This window comes from Undibacterium sp. Ji83W (assembly GCF_049340385.1).
Classification (GTDB): domain Bacteria; phylum Pseudomonadota; class Gammaproteobacteria; order Burkholderiales; family Burkholderiaceae_D; genus Undibacterium.
Map to the genome: position 1 here is coordinate 387859 of NZ_JBMPOZ010000003.1, position 19273 is coordinate 407131.

General features: G+C 51.0%; 22 protein-coding genes. 7 read left to right on the forward strand and 15 right to left on the reverse strand.

What is annotated here, in order from left to right; all coding sequences use genetic code 11:
- Positions 1–5 precede the first annotated feature (5 nt).
- On the reverse strand, positions 6–1073 hold the full coding sequence (locus tag ACO0LD_RS08535; protein WP_423005685.1) for an STM4015 family protein: 1068 nt from the start codon (positions 1071–1073) through the stop codon (positions 6–8).
- Positions 1074–1567: 494 nt separating this feature from the next.
- Here ACO0LD_RS08535 and ACO0LD_RS08540 point away from each other — a divergent pair, with 494 nt between their 5' ends.
- Complete coding sequence (locus ACO0LD_RS08540) at positions 1568–1780, forward strand: cold-shock protein (RefSeq protein ID WP_162043691.1); 213 nt, start codon at positions 1568–1570, stop codon at positions 1778–1780.
- Positions 1781–2197: 417 nt separating this feature from the next.
- Positions 2198–2329 (forward strand): hypothetical protein, encoded by a 132-nt coding sequence (locus tag ACO0LD_RS08545; protein WP_305263079.1) that lies wholly within the window; start codon positions 2198–2200, stop codon positions 2327–2329.
- Between the two features lie 56 nt (positions 2330–2385).
- On the opposite strand, the gene ACO0LD_RS08550 is transcribed toward ACO0LD_RS08545, so the two are convergent.
- The gene (locus tag ACO0LD_RS08550) at positions 2386–3363 is read right to left on the reverse strand and encodes an alpha/beta fold hydrolase (RefSeq protein ID WP_423005687.1); all 978 of its coding nucleotides are present in this window, start codon (positions 3361–3363) and stop codon (positions 2386–2388) included.
- A 20-nt stretch (positions 3364–3383) separates the two neighbouring features.
- The gene (locus ACO0LD_RS08555; protein WP_423005689.1) at positions 3384–4331 is read right to left on the reverse strand and encodes a LysR family transcriptional regulator; all 948 of its coding nucleotides are present in this window, start codon (positions 4329–4331) and stop codon (positions 3384–3386) included.
- A gap of 127 nt (positions 4332–4458) precedes the next feature.
- Here ACO0LD_RS08555 and ACO0LD_RS08560 point away from each other — a divergent pair, with 127 nt between their 5' ends.
- Positions 4459–4674 (forward strand): hypothetical protein, encoded by a 216-nt coding sequence (locus ACO0LD_RS08560; protein WP_423005691.1) that lies wholly within the window; start codon positions 4459–4461, stop codon positions 4672–4674.
- Here the strand turns inward: ACO0LD_RS08560 and ACO0LD_RS08565 are convergent.
- From ACO0LD_RS08565 to ACO0LD_RS08610, 10 genes are all read right to left on the reverse strand, one after another.
- Entirely contained in the window at positions 4671–5120 is a 450-nt protein-coding gene (locus ACO0LD_RS08565) for a TerB family tellurite resistance protein (RefSeq protein ID WP_423005693.1), read from the reverse strand. The two genes, ACO0LD_RS08560 and ACO0LD_RS08565, sit on opposite strands and share 4 nt — an antisense overlap.
- A gap of 26 nt (positions 5121–5146) precedes the next feature.
- Positions 5147–6976, reverse strand: coding sequence for an ATP-binding protein (locus ACO0LD_RS08570; protein ID WP_423005695.1), 1830 nt, complete (start codon positions 6974–6976; stop codon positions 5147–5149).
- Between the two features lie 63 nt (positions 6977–7039).
- Positions 7040–7759 carry a PspA/IM30 family protein gene (locus ACO0LD_RS08575; RefSeq protein ID WP_423005697.1) on the reverse strand — a complete coding sequence of 240 codons (720 nt, stop codon included), beginning with the start codon at positions 7757–7759 and terminating at the stop codon, positions 7040–7042.
- Between the two features lie 88 nt (positions 7760–7847).
- Positions 7848–8705, reverse strand: a complete 858-nt coding sequence (locus ACO0LD_RS08580; RefSeq protein ID WP_423005699.1) for a hypothetical protein — start codon at positions 8703–8705, stop codon at positions 7848–7850.
- A 33-nt stretch (positions 8706–8738) separates the two neighbouring features.
- Entirely contained in the window at positions 8739–9599 is an 861-nt protein-coding gene (locus ACO0LD_RS08585) for a hypothetical protein (protein ID WP_423005701.1), read from the reverse strand.
- A gap of 55 nt (positions 9600–9654) precedes the next feature.
- Positions 9655–10569: an ABC transporter ATP-binding protein gene (locus tag ACO0LD_RS08590; protein WP_423005703.1), complete on the reverse strand. Its 915-nt coding sequence runs from the start codon at positions 10567–10569 to the stop codon at positions 9655–9657.
- The gene (locus tag ACO0LD_RS08595; RefSeq protein ID WP_423005705.1) at positions 10551–11348 is read right to left on the reverse strand and encodes an ABC transporter permease; all 798 of its coding nucleotides are present in this window, start codon (positions 11346–11348) and stop codon (positions 10551–10553) included. The genes ACO0LD_RS08590 and ACO0LD_RS08595 overlap by 19 nt, the downstream gene beginning before the upstream one ends.
- A 5-nt stretch (positions 11349–11353) precedes the next feature.
- The gene (locus ACO0LD_RS08600) at positions 11354–13051 is read right to left on the reverse strand and encodes an OmpA family protein (RefSeq protein ID WP_423005707.1); all 1698 of its coding nucleotides are present in this window, start codon (positions 13049–13051) and stop codon (positions 11354–11356) included.
- Positions 13052–13132: 81 nt separating this feature from the next.
- Positions 13133–13843: a hypothetical protein gene (locus ACO0LD_RS08605; protein WP_423005709.1), complete on the reverse strand. Its 711-nt coding sequence runs from the start codon at positions 13841–13843 to the stop codon at positions 13133–13135.
- Positions 13844–14082: 239 nt separating this feature from the next.
- Positions 14083–14625, reverse strand: a complete 543-nt coding sequence (locus ACO0LD_RS08610) for a GNAT family N-acetyltransferase (protein WP_423005711.1) — start codon at positions 14623–14625, stop codon at positions 14083–14085.
- A gap of 99 nt (positions 14626–14724) precedes the next feature.
- Here ACO0LD_RS08610 and ACO0LD_RS08615 point away from each other — a divergent pair, with 99 nt between their 5' ends.
- The 3 genes from ACO0LD_RS08615 to ACO0LD_RS08625 are packed head-to-tail and all read left to right on the forward strand — an operon-like array spanning position 14725 to position 16752.
- Entirely contained in the window at positions 14725–15336 is a 612-nt protein-coding gene (locus ACO0LD_RS08615; RefSeq protein WP_423005713.1) for a GyrI-like domain-containing protein, read from the forward strand.
- Between the two features lie 33 nt (positions 15337–15369).
- Positions 15370–15852: a GyrI-like domain-containing protein gene (locus ACO0LD_RS08620; protein WP_423005715.1), complete on the forward strand. Its 483-nt coding sequence runs from the start codon at positions 15370–15372 to the stop codon at positions 15850–15852.
- Between the two features lie 27 nt (positions 15853–15879).
- Positions 15880–16752, forward strand: coding sequence for an AraC family transcriptional regulator (locus tag ACO0LD_RS08625; RefSeq protein ID WP_423005717.1), 873 nt, complete (start codon positions 15880–15882; stop codon positions 16750–16752).
- A 114-nt stretch (positions 16753–16866) separates the two neighbouring features.
- On the opposite strand, the gene ACO0LD_RS08630 is transcribed toward ACO0LD_RS08625, so the two are convergent.
- Complete coding sequence (locus ACO0LD_RS08630; protein WP_423005719.1) at positions 16867–17631, reverse strand: head GIN domain-containing protein; 765 nt, start codon at positions 17629–17631, stop codon at positions 16867–16869.
- Between the two features lie 401 nt (positions 17632–18032).
- Positions 18033–18248, reverse strand: coding sequence for a DUF4124 domain-containing protein (locus ACO0LD_RS08635; protein ID WP_423005721.1), 216 nt, complete (start codon positions 18246–18248; stop codon positions 18033–18035).
- Positions 18249–18474: 226 nt separating this feature from the next.
- Between ACO0LD_RS08635 and ACO0LD_RS08640 the strand changes: the two genes are divergently transcribed.
- Positions 18475–19269 carry a class I SAM-dependent methyltransferase gene (locus ACO0LD_RS08640; protein WP_423005723.1) on the forward strand — a complete coding sequence of 265 codons (795 nt, stop codon included), beginning with the start codon at positions 18475–18477 and terminating at the stop codon, positions 19267–19269.
- Positions 19270–19273: the final 4 nt, after the last annotated feature.

Genomic DNA, 19273 nt, shown 5'->3' on the forward strand with positions numbered 1-19273 from the left:
CTGTCTTATTCAGTGACTGCTGGATAACGCCATTCATCTTCAATATCCTGTTGATCAGTGACATCGACAAGGATAGTCATTTTTTTGAATTCCTTGATCATGTCATTCGACAGGTAGTGATAATGCAAGTCCAGTTTCTTAAGCCCCGCTATCTTGCTGCTGTCCAGCAAGGCACGGCCACCGTCGTCGCTGAGCGTGCCCATAGACAGGTCCAGCGTTTCCAGTTGCTCCAGTACGGATGATTGTGCAATTTCAATCGCTATCTCATTGGCAATTTCACTATCCACCAGGCCCAGGTGTTTCAGTTTGGGGAACAGACCTTTTTGCATGAAAGGACGCAGATCGTCGATCTTGCCATCAAACCCGTATTCATCAACACCGATATACAGTTGCAGGTATTCGAGATTGGGTAACTGGGCTGAGGAAATGACATCTATTATTTTCTTGGGCAAGCCACCGCATTCTATGGTCAGTGCTTTCAAGTTCTCATGCTTCAGAGCCTCAGTAGACAAAGTCAGGTCGGTAGAGCCTTTGATGTGCAGGCGTTCCAGCGCGGGGAAGGCAGCAAACAATTTGGTGTAATCCGCCTGGATGATCCAGGATATCTCACATTCCTCGGAATCCATGTCGCCCACAAATAACTCTTTCAACTGCGGCAGTTTGCCTGGATTTGCGATCAGCAAGTCCAGAGATTCTTGCGGGCCGGTTTCATGCGGTTCTTCCCATGCTGCGATGACCAGTGATTCAACTTCCGCTGCCTGTGCCGTTTCCAGGAACGCTGTTACTTTTTCCAGCAAGGTCTTGCCCTCTTCGGCCTCGTCGTAACTGACTGCAATACGTCGTGCTATTTTTTTGGAGCTGGCATCGGTTTTTTCTACATAACCTTTTTTGGTTTTTTCACTGATCAGCTTTTCCATTTCTTTTTGTGCTTTTTCTGGCGTATCAAAGCTGCTGATTTTTTCCTGGCCTGCCGTCCCTATCTTGCCGTACTTCACATTCAAGGTATTCGCTTCAATTTCAACTTGCCAAAATTTGTAAGACTTGGAATCCTGATATTCAAAATAATGTTTCATTGCCTGACGCCTTTAAAGTGTGCGGTTGGTCTCGCGAAAGAATGATCAACAAATCATTTTTCTTGCTTGGGGGACTGCAAAAATATCTTGTCTTTCATGCTAGATAATCGGGTTCGCTCTGCACCTTGTCAAGCAAGAAAATCAATTGTTACATTGCACAGTTTTACTATTTGTTTTCCTGTGAAGATGCGCTAATTTCTCAGACACATTTGCCTGGAAATACTTTTTTCTTCTGACTGTTACGGCAAAGTAATTAGATGCCGCTGCTCCTGGCTTTTCATCGCCCTTCAAAATATTTTTAAAGAAAATTAGGCACTTTCAAAGTAAACGTGTATATTTCGTCCTGTACTTGCATCAAGTCCTTAATTTGTTGGTCCCAATTCCGCATAGCTTTATCTCTCTGGCTGTTCTGTCTTTTTTCCACTGGTTTTATCACTTGCTTACAAGTCCATTTTGGGCGATTTTGCCCATGGTTTTATCAAAAGGAAAAAAACATGAGTACTCAAACAGGTATAGTTAAATGGTTCAACGATGCTAAGGGCTTCGGCTTTATCGCTCCTGATGCAGGTGGTGCAGATTTGTTCGCCCACTTCCAGGACATACAGTCCAGCGGTTTCAAAAGCCTGAGCGAAAACCAGCGTGTGTCTTTCGAGCGCACAGCCGGTCCTAAAGGCGACAAAGCCAGCAACATCCAGGTTCTGTCCTAATATCAGACCAGGGTCTTTATTGACCTTGTCGGGCAAATCAAATTTGCCCAGTCGCAGCGCTTTTGACTAATTCAGTATTACCGGCCAGTGGCACCATGCAGATAGTATGGGTTGCTGGGGATTAGTCAATCGCATGGCGGCACCCTTCATCTGTCAGCGTTTTCGTCTTGCACAAAATGCTGATGCGCAGAATGATACTTACCGGCTCTTGGTACCATGCAGATAGTATGGATTAAGAGAAAATGGTATTGTCGTTAAAGGATGCATAGTGCATCCTGTGAACAAGACCGCAGAGTAAGCTCAGCCTACTCCAAAGCGCCTTCATTCTCACCGGCTGGATTTGCATGTATACGTATATGCGAACCGGGAAATGGTGTAGTGAAGTGTTGAAGGATCTCATTCGTGGTAACTCCTGTCATGGACCGAACTATAGCGGACCAGCAAGAACAGGCAAACACCCCCACATTGCACCGCGCAGATAGCACGGGTGATGCACCAATCAATGACACCACGCAGATAGCATGGGTTGTTGTCAGTTTGCCGGAATGAATGGAATGCCCACCCCTGGTGGGCTTTTTGCGTTTACATCCAGCGCATCCAGAGATTTATTTCAAAAAATCCTTCACTGCAGCTACCGTCGCCGCCGGATCTTCTTCATGTGGCACATGACCCAGCTTGTCGAATATCACCAGCTTGCTGCCTGCGATATCCTGATTGAATTTGCTGGCATATTCTGGCGGTATCAGTCTGTCTTGCCCACCCCAGATAATCAGTGTTGGAACATGTATGGTCTTGATGCTGGCTGCATGTGAACCAGAACTGGTTTGTTGAAAGCGCTGGCCCAGCGCGTGACGGTTACCTTCACGTAGAGTCATGGCGGTATACCTGTCCACCAGGGCTGGCGTGACTTTGTCAGTATTGCCATAGACGTTTTTCACACTGGTTTCCATCAAATGACGTGGCAAGATGTGCTCACCTATCCAGGCCAGTTGCGGTATACGGGCGACGCGAAATCCCAAAGGGATGGAGGCAGCTTTAAAAGCATAGCCACCAGCATCCACCAGTATGAGGCGCTCTACTCTTTGCGGCGCTGCTACAGCAACCTGCCAGGCTACTTCACCGCCAAGGGAATTGCCAGCGATGATGCAATGACTGACCTGCATACTATCAAGCAAATCAAGTATGAATTTGGCATAAGTAGTGCTGCGATAATCAGCGTCAGCCCTGGGGCCGGTCAGGCCAAAGGCCGGGATGTCCATGCTGATCACGCGGTGCTGGTCTTTCAATTCAGCCACCCAGCCTTCCCAGGTATGCAAGCTGGCAGAGGTGCCATGTATTAGCACGATGGGGACAGGGTCATCACGCCTGCCCTCATCACGTACATGTACTGAGATGCCACTGACATTAATGAATTGCGATGGCGGCGGAGCCCAGCGGGCTTTCAACTCATCCACGGGTTTATCTGGTGCCCAGAACATGAGCAGTGCTATACCCGCAAGGCAAAGCATGGCCAGACACAGGCCGGCAATAAAGAGGAAAAGCCGCAGGAAAAATCGCTTGCCAGGATTCAATGAATTTTGCATGTTTATCCCTCAGGGAGGTCTTACTTCAAGGCTGCTTCCAATGCATTACCAGCAATCTGCATGAAAGCACGCACTCTTGCGGTATTACGTAAATCCACATGTGTCAGCATCCATAAAGGGGACTGCAAGGCTGGAATTGGTTCAGACAGGGCGCGCAAACCAGGCACATCCTGAGCCACAAATTCCGGCAAGATGCTGATGCCCATACCGGTCTTGATCAGGGCTGTCGCACTGGGGAAATGATCAGCACGAGCCACTACGACCTGGGATGGCACATGGGCATCAACCCAGCGGTCATAACTCCTGTCCTGACCATCAAAGCCTATCCAGGGAAAGTCCCGCGTCAAGGCTTCCAGCGGTAGCAACATCCTGGACTTGAGCTTGGCTAAATAGGCAGCATCGTGCCAGCCATACACACGTATCCTGACTTGTCCCAACTGCCGCCCTACCAGGGTATCCGGCACATCAGCCGACATGCGTATCGCTACATCGGCTTCGCGCCGTGCCAGGTCCACTCTTTCGCGGGCGGTGCGCACTTCGACTTCGATCTGGCTGTGTAATGCATGAAATCTTGCCAGTGCAGAGGGCAACAAATACATGGCGACTACATGGGCAGTCGTGACACGTACATGACCGGTAAGACGGGTATCGCCGCCCATGATTTCGCGCTCGGCTTGTGCAATCAGGGGTTCACATTGTTCTGCTGCGTGCCGCAGGCTTTCACCAGCTTCTGTGCAGACATAACCCGTGCGCAGACGCTCAAACAAGCGTACTTCCATCTTTGCTTCTATGGCTTCTATGCGGCGCAATACCGTGGAGTGGGTGACTTTTAAAACACGGGCGGCAGCAGACAGCGAACCGGCCCTGGCTACCACCAGGATATAGCGCAAGTCATCCCAGTCAAGCCGCGTGGCAGGCTGCCCCGGTTTGTCAGGAGTATTAGCAGAAGCTGAGTTTTGTCTGTGCATTTTTGCGAATCAAAACTGCGAATTCGTCGATTTAATATGCACAGATTAGCACCTATACTGCGCCCATGACCAGAGTTGATTGCATCAACTGGCCTGACAGGTACTCTATTAAGGACAGGAAAACAACATGGGCAAACTATTATCCGGCATCAAACCGGCAGGAAAACTTCCCAGGCTATTTGACTTGATCAAGTCTGCGCACGCAGCTTTTGATCAATGGATATCAGGTATAAACAGCAGGATAGATGCGCGCCCCATGTCCCGTCAGCACAGGCTGGGTTCATGGGAACGCATACATCAACAAACAAGCACGCAAATACAGATGAACAAGGACGACAATTAACCCAGTTCTTTGGCCACCACGGCCACTGATCCGGCATCCGGCAGATGTGAGAGTTGTGCGAGCATGTGATCCTTGATGGTTTCATTGATTTCATCAAAACGGGCTGGCGCTATATTCAAACCGGCAGCAATATCACGCACGGTCTGGGTTTCAGCATCGCTGAATGTGCCATCGGCAAAACCTGTCATGACGCTGAGTGCAACCACCATTTCACGCTCTTGCTCGGTCGCAAAGTCGCTTGCTGACAGTGTATAAGCATCAGAGGCGGCCAGTAATTCATCAAAGGATGGATGGCTCGCAGTGCTGATGCTGCCTTCATAAAAGCTCTTGATCAAGGAAGATTCTGCAGGGTGGATGCCATCTGTTTTTGCTACCTGCAACATGATTTTGCTGGCGGCAATGATGGCACTATCACTCAGGGATTGCGGTGCGAAAAATGGAAACATGGTTTTCTCCTGGATATAGATTGAATTTAAATCGCATTGCGCAAGACTTGCAATTGCTGCTGCACTTCTTGCGGTGTCATATTCTTGAAACGGTCAGGCAACATGGAGCGGCGTGAAGTTTCAAACACGGCCAGCATTTCCATGAAGGCGATCATTTGTGTTTCTTGTGGCGGCATGAAATCAGCCACGGCCATCTCGAAAATTGCAGAAGTGATTTCACCATCGCCACGTTTGGCAAATTCCAGCGCCAGCAAGGCTACTGCTTCCAGATCGGCATTTGAATAACCGCGCAAGACATCAAACACGGGCAAGGTATTGGCCCAGTCTATCGAACACTTGACGTCATAACGGCTGAGTATGGCCTTGACGATGTCGGCGCGTTCAGTGGCAGTATCTGCATAAAAGAAGGGGATTTTCCTGTCCAGGCGGCCTGGGCGTTTGATGTCGGTATCGAGCTTGTCAGGGCGGTTGGTCATGAGGATGAACAAAACCTTGCCACGGTTCTCGGTATCAGACATGAACTCCTTGAGGCGCGCAATCACACGGGAGCTGGTGCCACCATCAGAGTCATCGCCCTGCTTGCCAAAGCTGCGGTCACCTTCATCAATGACCACGGCGATAGGGCCCATGGCCTTGACTGCGTTCAAGACACGCTCAAGATTAGCCTCGGTAGAACCCACCCATTTGGAGCGGAAATTCTTCAGGCTTACGCCTGACAAGCCAGCCTCTTTCAAGAAAGCCTTGATGACAAAAGTCTTGCCCGCACCCATTGCACCCACTGCCAGTAAACCCATGGGTGATCTTGCCTTGTCGCCGGATTTGATGGCCTTGGCAATTTCCATCAATTCTGTCTTGATATTCTCATTGCCACCGACCGCACTGAGATCATGCTTGGGCTCGATGAATTCGATAAGGCCAGCGCATTCTTTTTCTATCAGCTCACGCTTGCGCTTGCGTACTATTTCCATCATTTCGGAATAGGGGTCGACATCGACATCCACAGCCAGGGTCTTGCCCGGGTCTATCAGGTGAGCGATTTCTTCCGGCGTCATGCCAGCCGTGATGGCGGATAGTTTTGCTGCCCGGTCTTCTGCATTGGCCTGACCTTGCAAGAGACTGGCGATGAGCTTGGTGCGCTCAGCTTCACGCAAACCTTGTGGGCCTTCTGCCGCAACGATACTGCTCAGTTGTATCACGCGCAAGCCTGCAGTTTGCTTGGCCAGCAATTTGACTTGCTGCTCTTCCATCTTGGGGGCGTAATGCCTGACTGCTATCTCACGCTCAGCTTCTTGCGGTATTGGCACTTCTACAGCCGCCACCTTGGGATTGGACATGATGGCCTGATTGATCTCTGCCAGTGATTCACACAGCAGGATGACGACATTGTCTTTTTGCGCCAATGCATCATCGAGTGACCAGCGATGCAGGGTAGTGAAGGCAATACGGTCTTCCAGCGACATCATTTGCGGGTCGCCATTCGGGAAGATGGTACCAGCATAAGGGAAGATTACGGCGTTCGAAGCATGCTCACGCATGCGGCGTTCTACCGATTCAAAGATGCCCGGCAAACCCTTGTCAGCCAGATAGCCGTACAAGACTTCTTTCTCTTCTGTCGTTGCGCCCTGCAAGAAACGTACACCACGGTCAAGGCTGATTTCCATGATGCGGTTTTTGTTTTCCTTCAGCAGGACCTGGGACAAAAACTCAGACATGCCATGGGCGACGCCGTCGACGAGATAGCGGTCAAATACATTGCCATATAAGACGAAGACCGAAGCCTCGCCCGCCAGATATTTCTGTCTCAGCTGTTCTGCCCAGACGGGCAGTGTGCGCTTGCTAGTGCCAGGTTCGCTCATGGATTTCTGCTTTGTCTCTGTGCGTGGATTATTCAAATTGGTGACGCCAAATGTAGCAAGCAATTACATGGTCTTGCCGCCAGCGTTGTTCGCTTCTGCCTGGCCAGCCCTGGCCCTTTTCATGTCTTCCAGTTGCTGCTTGGCCGTCACTGCACCACTGCTCTGGCGCAATTTTGCCAGACGCACATCAAGGTCAGAGCTACGTAATTCCTGACCCAGGTTGGCTTCAGCCACAGTGTTCTTGATATGGTCACGCACATTGCTGAGAGCCTTGACTTCTGCATCCACAGACAAACCTTCCAGCTGGTTCTGTATCGATACCCTGGCTTGTGCACTGTGCATCTGTGCCAGCATGCGGTCTTTTTCTGCCTTGAGTTTGTCGATCTCGCCTTTGACTTGCAGCAGTGAATCCTTGGCATCGTCGGCATCAGTCTGGGCGACTTTCATGTCATCCTGCAGAGCTGCGACGCTGGTATCAAGAGCATTTTTCTTTTGTATCAACACGACTGCCAGATCGTCCTGGTTGGTGGCGATAGCACCTTCCAGATCGGCAGTGATGGATGCCAGCTCAGCTTGCTCAGACTTCAGGCGCGCTTCCACGTCCTGCCTGCGGCGTATGATGGCGGCAGTGGCGGCCTTGAGTTTGGTGTACTTGCTTATCATGGAATCGATGGAATTCTGATAGGCGATTTCCGGGTGGCGTTTTTCCACATCGGTAATCCACAATGAGACGAAGCCTGACCAAAGATTGGATAAGCGGGCGATGAAATTGCTGTCAGACATGTTGATCCTCTTTTAGGTAAATAACTAAGTGTGAACTTAGCGTGAACTGAGCTTGAATTGACTATAAGTTGAACATCAGTTGATCGTGTTATCGAACTATCGCTTCGAAAAAAGTTTTGTGATGCTTGGCAAAAGTCTGGAAGCCATGATCCAGGCTGGCACGCATGGCAGCATGTTCTTTTTTGGGGCTATAAGTAAAGGCCAGTTCGGCACCTTTGGTGGCCCATTCAAAATGGTCAGCCTCGGCTGCGCCGCCATGACCACTATGTATCTGCAACCATTGATAACATGAGTGGCTTTGACCGGCGATTTCCTGCTTGGCCTTTTTCAGGAATCGGGTCACTTCTTTTTGTTCCTTGCGCAGGTATTCATCTATCATCGAGAACTCGCGATCCGCCAGGATTTCTGAGCCAAGATGATAGCCTATCGCTGCCATGATGGCATCCCTGCTGTCTTCACTGCCATTGCCATAACCCTGCGCGACCTTGGCATTCAAGGTCTTTAACCAGGCGGGTTCATTGAGCATTTTATTCAGCTCTGCGGTAGAAGCGGCATAGCCCTGCTGACGCGCGTAACGCAATAAGCCAGCCAGGGTTGCTTGTGCCAGGCAGCGATGGGTATCGCGGTATTCGGTATCGCGGTCATCGAATTCATCACGCGCCGCATCAAAGAAAAAACTCGCGATAAAAACACTGCGGTCATTCAGCAAACGTTCAGCCACGGTCTGATCAACAAACATGGTGCGCGAACGGCCTATCTTGCCGGACAGCGAAGCCACGCCAGAACCGAAAAAACCATTCCAGCTGGTGTAGCGGGCAAAAAAACGCAGCAAGCCTACAGCGCCCTCATTACCGGCGAGATCCAGCGCATTTTTTACCCTAGCCTGTGCCAGATCAAAATCTGCCAGTCCCTGCAAATCTTCCTGCGTGATGATTCTGTATTCCATGATCTTCGCTTTCCAGTGTTTACTGCATATTTTTTACTGCGTATTTTTCTGTGCCTGCGGCTGTACTTTCACCCCGGCGGCAACACGGCTTTGTTTGCGGTTTTCCAGTTCTTGCGAAATCACCGGCATGGTATCGCGCAAGGCGCCTTCGAGTTCAGCTTCCAGGTCTTCTTCCAGCCCCAGCTTGGCTATCGATTCTGCCAGCTTGGAATCAACGTCGGATGAAGTCGGTGCGGTCATGATGGTCTGGTAAATCTCATCCATCTGGTCGGGCATGGAAATGATGGCTGCTTCTATCGCCGCCTTGCGACTGAGCATGCGGCGCTGGCGCGTGATGAGGGAAAGATAATCATTGCGCGCTTTTTGCAATTGCAACTGATCCATGCCTGGTTTGATATCTGCCAGATCCTGATCGATGCGCTCCAGGCGCATTTCCACTTCTTTCATGTTGACGGAATTGGCCCGCTCTTCTATCACCGTCAACGCCAGCCACATGCTCAGGTAATCGAGGGTAGCATCATCAAGTTTTTCCACATCGTTCATGGACAGACTGGTGCGGCTGTCGCTGGCATACTGGTAAAGCGAGGCGACATGCTGCAGCATGCGTTGATAGGCATCCATGGAACCAAATACCTTGAAGGCGATGCCTTCGCGCTTGTGGATTTCTTCCAGGAAGTGCAGTCTGGAAGCAGCCCTCTCCTGCTCCCGGTATTTCTTGTCGACAGTGGCGCGGAAATTTTCTGAATACGGTATGAACATGGCGGCTATGGTTTCCCCGGCCACCAGACCTATCAGCGGAATCAGCGCGGCATTGAAACCATAAGGTATGGACAGCAATACGCTGGCGGCCACCGTGCCCAGCACGGCAAAGATATTGCCCTGGCTGTACAGCATTTCCTTAACATATGAAACTTGTTTGATCTGCACGTTTTTATTTCAATTCGTTATTTCAAATAGTGACTCTGAGCGTACCGCGTCCGGCGCTGAATTTGTGTAATTGAGAAAGCACCCGTTCCTGCATGGTGACTGCCTCGGTAGAACGCTGCCATACGGCTGAACGCGGACGGCTCTCAATAATTTCAAAGTCGTCTGCAATCTTGGCGGGCTGGGTCGAAAGTACAATGACACGGTCACCCAGCAACAGGGCCTCAGTCACATCATGCGTGACGAAGACGATCAGGCAGGGGCTGGTCTTGTGCAGGGTAATCAGCAGTTGCTGCATCTCTTCGCGGGTTTGTGCATCCAGCGCGCCGAAAGGTTCATCCATGAGCAGGATACGTGGGCGCAACACCAATGCCCGTGCCAATGCCACGCGCTGGTTTTGCCCACCGGATAATTGCGCAGACGAGAGATGTTTTTTATCTGTCAGGCCTACTGCTTCGAGCATGTCATCTACGCGTTTTTTCCATTCAGCTTCAGGGAATTTTTTCTTCCATAAACCCAGACGAAACGGAAATGCGACATTTTCATAGACTGTCAGGTCAGGCCGGTTGGCATAGCGCTGGAACACCATGACGGCATCATCATGCGGCCCGTCACATGCTTCGCCATTGATGTGTACAGAACCGGAGGTTGGCGACTGCACGCCAAAAGGACGCACGCCACCCATCATGTGCAGCAAGGTACTTTTGCCGCAGCCTGACGGGCCCAGCAACATATTGATGGTGGGCTTGTCAAAAGACAGGCTGATACCATCAATCACGCGGGTGACAGGGCCGTCTGCATTGGCATATTCCTGCACGATTTCATTGAGTTGCAGGCTGATGTCGGTGTTGGTCGTCATTGTGCTTGTCGGGCTGGTGTCTGCCATAGTATCCGTCTTGGTATCCATCTTGGTATCCATACTCACTGCGAAGTTTCCCATGGATAGAGTTTTCTTTTCAACAGACGCATCAACTGGTAAGTCACCAACGCCAACGCGATGATGACGATGATGCCGGCAAATACCTGGTCCATGGCGCTGAAGCGGCGCGCATTTTGTATCAGTTGGCCCAGGCCTTCGCGGGCATTGACGTATTCAGCCACGGTAATATAAGTCCACATGACCGAGATACTGACGACAACAGCGTCAGCAATACGCGGCATGGCCATGGGCAACACGGCTTTTTGTATGCACTCCCACGGTGTGGCACCCAGGTCACGGGCGCTGATGTAATAGCTTTGCGGCACGGCCTGTATGGCATCGCGCACCATGGGCACCAGATACACTACCGCACCGATGAACAGGAAGGCGATCTTCATCACCTCGCCTATGCCCAGCCACATGACAAGGATGGGCAACAAGGCGACTACCGGTGCCGAACGGAAAGGGTCTATCAGCGGCGACAGCAAGGCATTCAAACGCGGTGCAGCACCCATCATGACACCCACCGGTATGCCTATGGCGATCACCAGCAGGCCAGCCGCAAATACCCGGCCAGCCGACCACAGGGTGGCATTGAACAACATGCTGTTACCCTCATTCCATGACAGGTAGAGCATGGCCTGCGCCACGGCCCAGGGTGACGGCAGCCTGGTCGGACTAACTGCGCCTGATGCTGCAAGCGCGGCCCACAGCACCAGTACCGTGACCACAGATGCTATGCCGAGCTGGCGTCGCAAGCCCGGTGCCATGGGGGAGTAGGGATTCCAGAATGTCGTCATGATGCTTAACGTGCAAAAACGCCGATGCGGGTAGTCCGGTTCAAGCCACGGCAATCTTCCAGTGCCAGGCCATCTGCTGCCGGATTAGCTTCATTGCACAAAGGTTTGTCAGGGCCGTTACCAACGATTTTGAAACGCGCCTTGGGGAATTCCCATTGTTCATTCAGATATTTCACCACTGCCGCAGCACGCGCCTGCGACAGGCGCAGGTTGGAGTCACGTGCACCAACGCCGTCACTATTACCGCTGACTTCAAAATAAGCGCTGCCATTGTTTTCTATGAAGGGCACCATTTCTGTATCCACCACGCGCTGAGCTTTCTTGGTCAGCTCAGCACTGCCGGTAGCAAAACCGACGGTGACTGGCTTGGTGACACTGGCTGCCTGTTGGGTAGCCACTTTCTGTGCAGTTTCAGTAAACTGGTATTGTGGTTTGGCTGCAGCCGTTTCCACTGCCGTATTCTTGACCAGCATGGCCTTGATGAAGCGGTAGTCAAAACTTTCTTGCGGATTGACGACTGGTGATTTTGGATTCGCCAATGCACCCGCCGCACGGTAGATGGCATCAAAACGACGGTACACACGGTCATAGTGATTGGTACCGCCAACCAGGCCCAGGATACGCGCATTGTCTTCCAGGCCTGTCCATACCAGGTTGCTGAACAAGGACTTGATGAAAGGCTTGCCTTCCTGCTTGGCCAGCAGTTTAAAGAATTCTTCAGTATTCACCAGGGCATCGACGGCATTGTCAGGTTTTGCTCTTGCCTGTGTCACGCCTTCCATCCAGCCTTCAACAAATTTCTGGATGACAGGGATGTTTTCTTCTTTTGCCAGTACACGGCTGTCACACACCATGATGTCAAAAATCAGATTGGTGGCGGTCTTGGTGGAATACACAACATGGCCGCCTTTGACATTGCGCAGGGCCAGTGACAGGTCAGGGTCCCATAAAGCTGCGGCATCGACGTTGCCGGATTCCAAAGCAGCACGCACGCCAGCCGTACCTTCATCAGCGTTGATGAAGACAAACTTGACGCTTTCTTTCTTGCGCGCAGTCATGGAAGAATTTTCTATCGCATCGATCAGCATGCCGTGCGAAGGAGTGAACTGCAATACGGCGACCGAATGGCCAGCCAGGTCTTCCACTGTGCGTATGCTACCGTCCTTGGCGATGACGGCATCTGCACCCTGGGTATTATCGACGACCATCACAGCGCGCGCATCCAGACCAGCATTGCGCAGATTAGGTTGTTCCTGCGCCCATGAGTCAGAAGTACGCCATGCACATTGCGCAGCGCCTGATTCAAACACGGTTGCCAGCGCCGGAATGTCATCCTGGATGACGAATTGCATATTCACACCCTTGGCTGCATACACAGAATTGGGCTGGGTCGTCAGGCTGTTGCCATTGGCAACCAGCGCAGGCGCATAACCATGGAAGCTGACGATACTGACTTTCAAGGGATTACCGCTTGAACCGAGTGGCCCGCTACCCGACACTGGCGCAGGAGCAGGTTTGCCAGAAGGCTTCACACCATTGGCTTTGCTCGTTGCCGATGCACTGGCTGTCACTGTCGCGCCGGATTTTGCATCAGCCCGGTTGGCCCACCAGTCCTTGAGTGCCAGATTCCAGGCCGCAGAGCCTGCGGCTCCGAGGATAATCACTGCAATAAGTCCTTTAGCAAGAGGGCTAGCTGTAGCCATGGTCATTCCTTGATGATGTGTTGTTAGTCAGTTTGAGGTCGGTGTAAGTTCGGCGCAAGTTCGGTCTGGATTGTTCAGAACTCAGTGTGAAAATTGCGCCGGGATTTCGCGCAATCTTTCTACTTCTGTCTGCAAGCGTTTCACTTCGCGCTCACAGCTTTCCATTGCAGATTTTTGACCACCCTCCAGATTGGTGATCTGTTCTGCGGTTTTTTGTATCTCGCGTGCCAGCAGTCTTTCCATTTCAGTGATCTGCTTGCGTATTTCTGTCACGGCTCTTTCTTCTGCCTCTTTCAAATCAGCGACTTCGGTAATCACTTGCTGCTGGTTGGCAGTGAGCTGCGATTCAAGTGCTTTTTGATAATCTTCCAGTGCGGCGATTTTTCTTTGTGCATCGATGATGGAATCATCGATAGTCCAGTTATCGTCAGCCGCATCCATGGCATGCACTGCCGCCTTGCGGGTGGCTTCGTCCATGGCGCGCAAGCCGTCGAGTAATCTAAGCAGGCGTTCAGCCGGGAAAGGAGAATCTGGTATCTGGGCGCTTTTGAAGATATCGTCAAAAGACTTGCCTTCGGCAACATCAGCAGCCGCGTATGCTATGGGTGGGGGTAGGGAAGCATTGGCATCGCTTATGTCTGGCAGAGGTGGCGGATTTGTACTTGCAGCTTCGCTTGCGAACCCGGTTTCGACGGATTCATCGACCTGCTCAACCCCATGCAGCTTCATTTTTTCTTCATCAGACAGGTCGACCAGCTTGGCAGCAGCCAGAAACTTCAAGATACCTTTCACGCGAATTACCTCTTCAGAAAAATCTATGTGTGCAACAAGATACAACAGGCTGGCATAAATTGCCACTTTGATTGCATGCGCCTGGCTGTTGAAAACCGGCTATTTGTCTCTGGGAGAACACAGTATTATCTGTCCATTGTGCGTGTAGTGCACCATGTGCGGGAGTACTCTTAAAATTCAATAGTGATTTAACAATATACTTTCACCACAAATCTTCTTATTTCCTGTTGGAAAGCATCCTAAACCAGCTGCTTGCGCATGCGACTTAATGGCGCAACTACACCCTCTGGCAAATCCAGGTTAAAGCGTTCAAACACAGTAAAACCACAGGCCAGATAAAGCGGTTCACCGGGCATGGTGGCCGCCAACTCAAGTGAAATAAACCCCGCTGCCTGTGCCTGGGTACTGCAATGTTCAAGCAAAATACGACCCAGGCCACGGCGCGCTGCCATAGGTTCGACAAAAAATGCCCGTATGCGTGCCGCATCTGTCGCTGGGTCAAGCAAATTATCCACGCCCTGCTTGGCCTGGTCGCCGCCAAACAGGGTCTTGCGCTTGCTCCAGCCACCACAGGCCAGCATCTTGCCCTGCTCTTCTATGACAAAATAAGTCTGGTCATGGATGAGCTGGGTATCAACACCGAACACATGCGTCAATAAGGCCTGCGCCTGTTCCAGAGTATAAAACGATGCGCTAAGCTGTATTGCCGACCTGGCGATCAGGGTCTGCATGGCGGCGATGTCGGCTTCGGTAGCGCAACGTATCGTCAAATTTTCATTCATCACTCTTCCTTTTCCAGACCTGACAATGCAAGTCCGCAAGATTTGTCAAATCCCTTCATGTTAAGGTGAGCACCTCGCTGACTAGTGCACTTCACTATCATGGAAAAGCTGGATTTGAAGAAACAACTGAAATCTGTCTATCAGGCATCTGCCACTACCGTGAATGAGGTGGATGTCCCTGAATTTAATTTTCTCATGATAGATGGCCAGGGTGATCCAAATTCATCCAGTCATTATGCGGCAGCCGTGGAAGCCCTGTTCACCGTAGCTTACACCCTGAAGTTCATGTTCAGGAAAAGCAGCGCAGCAATTGATTATGCCGTCATGCCTCTGGAAGGTTTGTGGTGGGCTGACGACATGGCGGCTTTTGTAGCCGACCGCAAAAGCGAATGGCGCTGGACCATGATGATCATGCAGCCTGACTTTATCACTACAGAGATGGTGACAAATGCCATTACCGCAGCGGGCAAGAAAAAAACTCTGCCGGCATTACAGGAATTACGTTTTGAAAGTTTTAAAGAAGGCCATTGCGCACAAATCCTGCACAAGGGACCGTTCAATGAAGAAGGACCGACCATAGACCGCCTGCATCAGTACATTGATACTCACGGAAAGCTGGCAGGCAAGCATCACGAGATTTATCTGAGTGACATACGCAAGGCAGCAGCGGAAAACTGGAAGACCATCATCCGTCAACCCATGCAAAAGTAAGACCCCTCAACAATTCAAGAACAGGATAAAACCATGCAAACAAAAATCGTAGGAAAAGTTGTAGAAAAAGTTGTAGAAATAAGCGGCTTCCAGATCAGTGGCCTGCAAGTACGTACCCGCAATGCTGATGAAGCCGATAATGCCACGGGCAAGATAGGCCCTTTGTGGGGACAATTCTTTGCCAAGAATCTACCGGAGACCTTGCCCGCAAAAACCGGTGATGGGAAAATCTATGGCGTGTATTCAAATTATGAGAGTGACGCGAATGGCTTGTTTAACGTGACTGCTGGCGTTGCGGTAATGGCAGCCTCAGCAGAACTGGCCAATGTCAGCATTGCTGCCGGCCGCTATATGGTATTTGAATGCCAAGGTGAAATGCCTGCTGCCATCATAGAGGGCTGGGGCAAGGTCTGGTCTTATTTTTCGGGTGAGACAGAATACCAGCGCAGCTATCTGACTGACTTTGAAGAATATCAGGGGCCTGCACAAGCTGCGATCTACATAGGTATAAAATAAGCGCCACATTATTATCCTGAGGCCAGCATGTCCGCACTGTCCACCAATCCAGCCCTGCAAGTCAGTTATGAACGCCGTCTTTCCCGCGTTACCAATTACCTGCATGCACACCTGGATGAAGACCTGGATTTGAACAAGCTGGCCGACATCGCCTGCATGTCGCCCTACCACTGGCACCGCATCTACCGCGCCATTCATGGCGAGAGCGTGGTGGCGACAGTCAAGCGCTTGCGCTTGCAAAGAGCAGCTACCCTGCTGGCACGCAGTGACATGGCGATAGATCAGATAGCAGAATTTTCTGGTTATCCCAACCTGCAATCTTTCACCCGTATTTTTGCGTCAGTATATGGACAACCACCGGCACGTTACCGCAAAGAAGGCAGCCACCAGCAAATCCCGCTACCAGATGAACTCAGTGCTGACCTGCATTTCCCGGTCAGCATCACCAGTATCGCACCCGTGCAATTGCTGAGCATAGATAATACCGGCAGTTATATGGGCATCAGCAAGGCTTTTGATATCCTGACTGGCTGCGCCGCGTCACGGCAATTATTCAGGGAAGACACACGTTGGATAGGGATTTACTACGATGATGCAATGACGGTGGATGAACACCAGTTGCGCTCGAAAGCCTGCATCAGCGCCCCGCAACCCTTGCCGGAACAGGCATTGCAAGCGCCATTGTCCTTGACTGAACTGCGCGGCGGCAAGTATGCAGTGCTGACCTACAAAGGGCCTTACTCGGACATGCAACCGGTCTATCACTGGTTCTTTGGCGTCTGGCTCCCTGCATCTGGCGAAGAAATCGACGATGCGCCACCGTTTGAAGAATACCTGAACAACCCGCGCGATACGGTGCCCGCTGACTTATTGAGCAATATCTATATGCCCTTGCGCTAGTTTTTTTAAACTCGGCTGCCGCTCATCGATAAAAAAAAGAAGATAAGCTGACATCGTGGGCAAACACTGGCGACCCATGTCATGTTTGCCCAATCTGACGATGTTGACAAAAGCTTAGCCCGGCGTGTCGCCCTTACGCGTTACCCTGCCAGAACCGCCTATGGACTTACTGATTTTTGGATCGCCGTAATAACTGACATCGCCAGAGCCACCTATGCTGACATCCAGCCTGTCTTTTGCCCACACTTGCGCAGCGCCGGAGCCGCCTATCTTGATTTTGACATTCCGTGCTTCCAGTTTGCCCACCTTGATATCGCCAGAACCACCGATAGTGCCTGCCACTTCGCTGACATTGCCTGCAGCCATGAAGTTGCCACTGCCGCCTATCGCCACGCTCAGGCTGTCTGCCTGCAAGGTATTGATTTGTATATCACCTGAACCACCTATTTTTGCCTGTAGTTCTTTGCTGGCCAGCTTGTCTGTCCAGACTTTGCCTGAACCACTGACGGCAATCTTGTCCAGATTTTTGCAATACACCACGATGTTCATGGTCCTGGTTTTGGGATAGGTGTTTTTTTCTGCGTTACGGATTTTCAAGTGTCCGCTCTCAACCACGGTTTCTACCAGAGCCTGCAAGTTGTCGTCGGTCTCAACCTGCACACCTTCCTTGTCACCCTGGCGCAATTCCAGTCTGGCGGGCAAGGCCAGGTCTATGCCGGAAAAACCACTGAGGGCACGGTCTTGCTTCTGGATATTGCCCGAGCCTTCTATTGCCTTGCCACTAAACCAGCCGACTGACCAGTCAGCAGCGGCAGGCAAGCTGGCCAATGCCAGCAAGGCACCCAGGGCATAGCGACGGGAAATCGAATTTTTCATCATAGTCTCCTTAGAACTCATTTCATAAATAGGGTGAGATGCGTTTGCCTCATAACGTGGGCTGGCAAGGCGGACGAGGCAGTCAATAGCTTTGCCTATTGACAACGAGTCCAACGCAGTCCAGCGCACGTTATGAGGCAAACCCTCCGGGAACTGACGATTTGGGCGCATTGCAGCGTTGCGCCGCTCGCTAAGGCACCAGCCTTAGCTTCGCGTCACGCCTTGCACTGCATCCCAAATCGTCTTGTTCGCACTCATCCTATTTATGAAATGAGTTCTAGTAATTGTTGTCTTGAGACTATAGTTATTTAGCTAAGTTCCTGAAAAGGAAAACTATCTGCAAGGCGATAGTACTGACCATGAACCGCTGACTATGAACGCCTTGCAACAACAAGCCCAAGCATTTACTTTGGCTGAGCTTTAGGTGACTTATCGTTTTTTGCAGGCTGCGATGCCAGGGGTTTGATAGTCACGACCTTGCCCTTGCTTTTGCAAGGATGATCAGACCAGATAACGCGACCATCAACTTCACAACGAAATACCGGCGTTTGCGCCGAAGATGACATTGGAAGCAAAAGGGACAATACAAAGGGGAAGAAAAGCAGGAATGATTTTTTCATGAACAACTTAAGTAAGAGATGCGAGTCTCATTATACTCCGCATTTTTTGTTTTCTTTTTTACATCTGCATGACAGATACTTGATTTATCATGCAAGGTTCAGCCACAAAAGTTGCCAACCAGCTTTTCAAGAAACACTTATGATGCGCTGCACGATCAACAATTGCCCGGTCACGGAACATTTGCCCGGCTTGACGGTCTTAACTCTTTTCCATAGGAGACTTTGAATGAAACAATTTCTGCTCGCCATGAGCCTGATCACAGGCCTGGCTGCCAGCCAGGCAGCACTGGCTGACGACGCCTTGAAGGCGGCTATTGCCGGACAACAACGTACTCCAGCCAATACCGTGCGTGACAGCGCACGCCATCCCTATGAAACCCTGACTTTCTTTGGCATTAAACCAACGATGACGGTAGTCGAACTGTCACCCGGTGGTGGCTGGTACACAGAAATTCTGGCACCGTACTTGCGCGACAATGGCAAGATGATCGTCGCCCTGAATGATCCTGCAGCCAGCAAGGGCGCTGCCAGCTTCAAGCAAAAACTGGACGCTACACCAGCAGTCTATGGCAAGGTACAGATGGGCGTTTTCTCTCCGCCAGCCAAGCTTGAGTATGCTGCCAAGGGTACAGTCGATATGGTGCTGACTTTCAGGAATATCCACAACTGGATAGACAATGGCGAACCTGCCATGAAAGCCCTGTTCCAGAGTGCCTATGACAGCCTGAAACCAGGTGGCGTATTTGGCGTGGTAGAACATCGCCTGCCAGCCAGCAAAACCCAGGATGCAAAAGCCAGCACAGGCTATGTTCATGAAAACTATGTCATCAAACTGGCTGAAAGCGTAGGCTTCAAACTGGCAGGGAAATCTGAAGTCAATGCCAACCCAAAAGACAATGCCGATCATGAAAACGGCGTCTGGGCTTTGCCACCTACCTATGCCAACAAGGAAAAAGACAAGGCCAAGTATGAAGCAATTGGTGAAAGTGACAGGATGACGCTGAAGTTCGTCAAATCTTAAGACA